Raw genomic sequence first — 4,425 nt, 5'->3', positions numbered from 1 at the left:
CCTCCGCCGCACCGGCCGCGACTACCACCGGCCCCTACGAGCCCTCGGCCTCACGTGACGAACCCAGACAGATCTCGATCATGCAATGACCCTGGCCGGGGGAGCCATCCGAGGTCTCGCGGCGGGTCGAAGTTCTCAACATCTTGCACAACTACTCTGGTTGGCGGAATCCCAACGTGCCAGGTCGGGCTTGCCCGTGAAGTGGTGGTGCATGCTGCCTTGGCCCACGCCCGCCTGCCGCTGGATGGCCCTGGGGCTCGTGCCCACATAGCGGCGCGCCCACAGGAGCTCCTGGGTGGCCTCGATCAGACGATCCGCAGTGCTCATGAAGCTCACTGCACATACCAGTAGGTACAGAAACCGGGAATGTTGGCCGGCCAACGGGAGCAGCCGCCGGACCGCCACGTACTCCCGCGGGGGTACGTGCACGGCCGCTGGCCGTACGACGACTCGGACCCCGTCCCGGGGCCAGGCTCGGAAGCGTCGGAAGAACGCCGACCGAGATCTCCGAACCGAGGGAGCTGACCGAGATGAACACCCTGGCCTACTCCGGTGGACCCGGGCCGTGGATTTTCCTCTTCCCACTGGCCTGGGCAGCAATCGCCGTCACCGTAGTCACCGCGCTGCGCCGTACCGTGTGGCGAGGCGGCCGACGCGGCCCCTGGGGCCCCCGCGCCGCGCACAGCGGCCCCGCTGTCTTCGGTGAACAGTCGCCCATCACTCTGCTTGGCCGCCGCTTCGCCGCGGGCGAGATCGACGAGGACGAGTACTGGCGCCGGCTCTCCGTTCTGGACGAGCAGTTCGGCCCCACCGGCAGGCGAGGTGTGGCATGACCATGAGCATCCGCACCGGGGTCGCCACCGCCGCCCGCGTCGTCGACGCCGTGAAGGTCTACGGCACGGGCGACACCGAGGTCACGGCCTTGGACAGGGTGAGCGTCGACTTCCCGGCCGGCCGCTTCACCGCGATCATGGGGCCCTCCGGCTCCGGAAAATCCACCCTGATGCACTGCGCCGCCGGACTCGACACGCTCACCTCCGGTTCCGCCCTCATCGGCGACACGGACCTCAGCGCACTCGACGACCGCAGGCTCACCCTGCTGCGCCGACACCGCATCGGCTTCGTCTTCCAGGCCTTCAACCTCATCCCGACGCTCACCGTCGCCGAGAACATCACCCTCCCCATCGACCTCGCGGGGGAGCGCGGCGACCGGGAGTGGATCGACGCGCTCATCGACACCGTGGGATTGCGGGACCGGCTGCACCACCGGCCCAGCGAACTCTCCGGCGGCCAGCAGCAGCGGGTCGCCGTGGCCCGCGCCTTCGCAGGCAACCCCGACGTCGTCTTCGCCGACGAACCGACGGGCAACCTCGACTCCCGGGCCGGACAGGAGGTGCTGCGGCTCCTCGGCCACACCGTTCGCCGGGCCTCCCGTACGGTCGTCATGGTCACCCATGACCCGGTCGCCGCAGCCCACGCGGACGAGGTCGTCTTTCTCGCCGACGGGCGCCTCGTCGACCGCATGCCGGACCCCACCGCGGAGCGCGTGTTCGACCGGCTCAAGGCCTTCGACCCGGCGCCGGGGGCAACGGCGGTGACGCCATGACCGGCGCCCGCGCCTCCGTGCGCCTCAGCGTCTCCTCGCTCCGCGCCCACAAGCGTCGTTTCGCAGGCATGTTCACCGCCGTTCTGCTCGGCGTCTCCTTCCTCGCGGGCACGCTCGTCATGAGCGATACCCTGCGCGCCGGCTTCGACACGATGTTCGCGAACGCCGCCGCCGGCACGGACGCAGTCGTCCGCAGTACGAATGTGGTGACCGTGCCCGGTGAAGGGCAGGGCACCCGGCAGCCGGTGAGGACCACCCTCCTGAAGACGATCGAGCAGACGCCGGGCGTCGCCGCCGCGGCTCCCGACATCCAGGGCGCCGGGCAGCTGATCGGCGCCGACGGCAAGCCGATCGGCGGCCAGGGCCCGCCCACCGTCGCCGGCAACTGGATCCAGGACCCGGAGCTCAACCCTTACAAGCTCGCCGAGGGGCGGGCCCCGTCCCGGTCCGGTGAGGTCGTCATCAACCGCGGTACCGCCACCAGGGGAGGGCTGAAGATCGGCGACACGACCGTACTGCGCGCCCCCGACCCCGTGCGCGTCACCGTCGTCGGCCTGGCCACCTTCGGCGGTGAGGACGGCATGGGCCAGGTCACCTTCACCGGGATGACGCAGGCCGACGCCGAGAAGTACCTGACCCCGAAGCCCGGCGAGGCGTCGAGCATCCAGGTGCGCGCCGCCCCCGGCACCAGCCAGCAGGAACTCGTGGATGCGCTGACTCCCGTGTTGCCCGCCGACACGCAGGCCATCACCGGGCAGGCCTCCGCCGCCGAGAACCAGAGCATGATCTCCGGTGCGTTCCTCAGCCTGTTCACCACGCTGCTGCTGGTGTTCTCCGGGATAGTCCTGCTGGTCGCCACCTTCTCCATCCACAACACGTTCGCGATCGTCGTCGCGCAGCGCACCAGGGAGAACGCTTTGCTGCGCGCCCTCGGCGCGTCCCGCCGTCAGATCCTCGGCTCGACCCTCGTCGAGGCAACCGCGGTCGGCGTGCTCGCTTCCGCCGCCGGACTGGCCGGGGGCATCGGGATCGCCGCCGGACTGCAGGCGCTCTTCCCCGCCGTCGGCTTCCCGTTCCCCGACGGCGCGCTGGTGATCAGCGGGATCTCGCTGCTGCTTCCGTTCGCCGTCGGCGTACTCGTCTGTCTCGGCTCGGCCCTCCTGCCCGCCGTCCGCGCGGGACGCACCGCACCGCTCGCGGCCCTGCGCGAGACCGCCGTCGACGACTCGGCGGCCTCGCGGACCCGCGCCGTCACCGGTGTCATGCTGCTGCTCGCGGCGGTCGGCGCCATCCTGACCGGCGTCCTTGCCCATCCGTCCGTCTGGCCGTCGGCCGCCGGGGCGGTCCTGGCGCCCGCCGCCTTCGTGGTGCTCGGCCCGGCCGCCTCCACATACGCCGTACGGATCCTTGGCGCTCCACTCGACCGGCTGCGCGGTGTCACCGGCGCACTGGCCAGGCGCAACGCGCTGCGCAGCCCCAAGCGGACCGCCGCCACCGCGACCGCGCTGATGATCGGCGTCGCGGTCGTCTCACTCTTCACCGTCTTCGGCGCCTCGCTGAAGGCCACCATGAACCAGACCGTGGACCGCTCCTTCGCCGGTGATGTCGCCATCAGCGCGCCCGCGTTCGGCGCCGGTGGCAGCGGTCTCAGCCCCGCGCTCGCGCCCGCCGTCGGCCGGTTGCCCGAAGTATCCACCGCGGTCGGCCTCGGCAAGGGCGTTGCGGAGGTCAACGGTGCGGGACGCGCCCTGACCGTCACCGACCCTGCCGCGCTCGCCAGGGTCTTCGACCTCGGCCCGGTCCGCGGATCGATGAACGCACTGGGCCCGAACGGCATCGCCGTGTCCGAAGCGGAGGCAGCCGAGCGCGGTCTGCACACCGGTTCCACCGCCCGGCTCACCTTCACCGACGGCAAGCAGCAGACCTTCACGGTCCGCGCGGTCTACGGCCGGTCGGAACTGGCGGGCACCTACGTCATCACCCGGCAGGCCTGGGCGCCGCACCGCGCGCAGGACTCCGACACGCTCATCGCCGTGTCGTTCAAGGACGGGGTGTCGACCGCTGACGGAAAGGCGGCAGTCCAGAAGACCGCCGCGGCGTACGGCAATCCGGACGTACAGACCCGCGGAGAGTACGCGCGGTCCTCGGCCGGCCCCATCGACATGATGCTCACGCTCGTCTACGCGCTGCTGGCACTCGCCGTACTGATCGCCCTGCTCGGCATCGCCAACACCCTCACCCTGGCCATCCATGAACGCGCCAGGGAACTGGGCCTGTTGCGGGCCGTCGGACAGACCAGGAGTCAGCTGCGGACCATGGTCCGCTGGGAATCCGTGCTGGTCGCCGCGTTCGGAACAGCAGGCGGTCTGCTGCTCGGCGGCTTCCTCGGCTGGGTGCTCGTGAACGCGTCGGAAGGCGCGGGCGACACCCCGTTCGCCTTCGCGCTGCCACCCACACGGCTGCTGGTGGTCGCCCTCGTGGGGATCACCGCCGGGGTGCTGGCCGGCTGGCGACCGGCTCGGCGTGCGGCGCGCCTGGACGTGCTCCGTGCCATCGCCGCCGACTGAACACAGACAGTGAGTGCCATGATCGGCCACGTGTGCCCCATGAGGAGCGTCGTCCGGTGCGTGCGATCGCAAGGCCACCGGAAGCCCTGGAAGGAACTATCAGGGCTTGTGGCCAACGCGGCGGGCGTGCCGGGCGGCGCGACGGGGCACAGCTTGCCGGGAGGGGCACGAGGAGCGGGGCGAGCGCATGGGCCGCACCGAGACACGGACCGAGTTGGCCCGGACCCATCTGCTGTACGGGGAATGGCTGAG

General features: G+C 71.1%; 3 protein-coding genes and 1 pseudogene. 3 read left to right on the top strand and 1 reads right to left on the bottom strand.

Going from position 1 to position 4,425, the window contains the following annotated elements; genetic code table 11:
* Positions 1–177 precede the first annotated feature (177 nt).
* Positions 178–327, bottom strand: a pseudogene (locus AB0N06_RS38135) (helix-turn-helix domain-containing protein); the annotation flags it as partial.
* Between the two features lie 203 nt (positions 328–530).
* On the opposite strand from AB0N06_RS38135, the gene AB0N06_RS38130 reads away from it, so the two are divergent.
* Genes AB0N06_RS38130 through AB0N06_RS38120 form a run of 3 tightly spaced genes read left to right on the top strand, consistent with a single transcriptional unit; the run spans position 531 to position 4,173 of the window.
* Complete coding sequence (locus AB0N06_RS38130) at positions 531–833, top strand: SHOCT domain-containing protein (RefSeq protein ID WP_366139264.1); 303 nt, start codon at positions 531–533, stop codon at positions 831–833.
* A complete protein-coding gene (locus AB0N06_RS38125; RefSeq protein ID WP_366139263.1) occupies positions 830–1,606 on the top strand; it encodes an ABC transporter ATP-binding protein in 777 nt (258 codons plus the stop codon). Before AB0N06_RS38130 ends, AB0N06_RS38125 begins: the two co-directional genes overlap by 4 nt.
* Complete coding sequence (locus tag AB0N06_RS38120; RefSeq protein WP_366139262.1) at positions 1,603–4,173, top strand: FtsX-like permease family protein; 2,571 nt, start codon at positions 1,603–1,605, stop codon at positions 4,171–4,173. The genes AB0N06_RS38125 and AB0N06_RS38120 overlap by 4 nt, the downstream gene beginning before the upstream one ends.
* Positions 4,174–4,425 lie beyond the last annotated feature (252 nt).

Origin of the sequence: Streptomyces sp. NPDC051020 (genome assembly GCF_040683105.1) — a bacterium.
In the GTDB taxonomy this organism is placed as follows: domain Bacteria; phylum Actinomycetota; class Actinomycetes; order Streptomycetales; family Streptomycetaceae; genus Streptomyces.
The sequence above is the reverse complement of the archived record's forward strand: the minus strand, read 5'-3'. Positions and strand labels throughout refer to the sequence as shown.

Excerpts from the sequence above, each read along its gene's own strand:
- AB0N06_RS38130 (WP_366139264.1), top strand. The coding sequence starts at position 531 with ATGAACACCCTGGCCTACTCCGGTGGACCCGGGCCGTGGATTTTCCTC.
- AB0N06_RS38125 (WP_366139263.1), top strand. The coding sequence starts at position 830 with ATGACCATGAGCATCCGCACCGGGGTCGCCACCGCCGCCCGCGTCGTC.
- AB0N06_RS38120 (WP_366139262.1), top strand. The coding sequence starts at position 1,603 with ATGACCGGCGCCCGCGCCTCCGTGCGCCTCAGCGTCTCCTCGCTCCGC.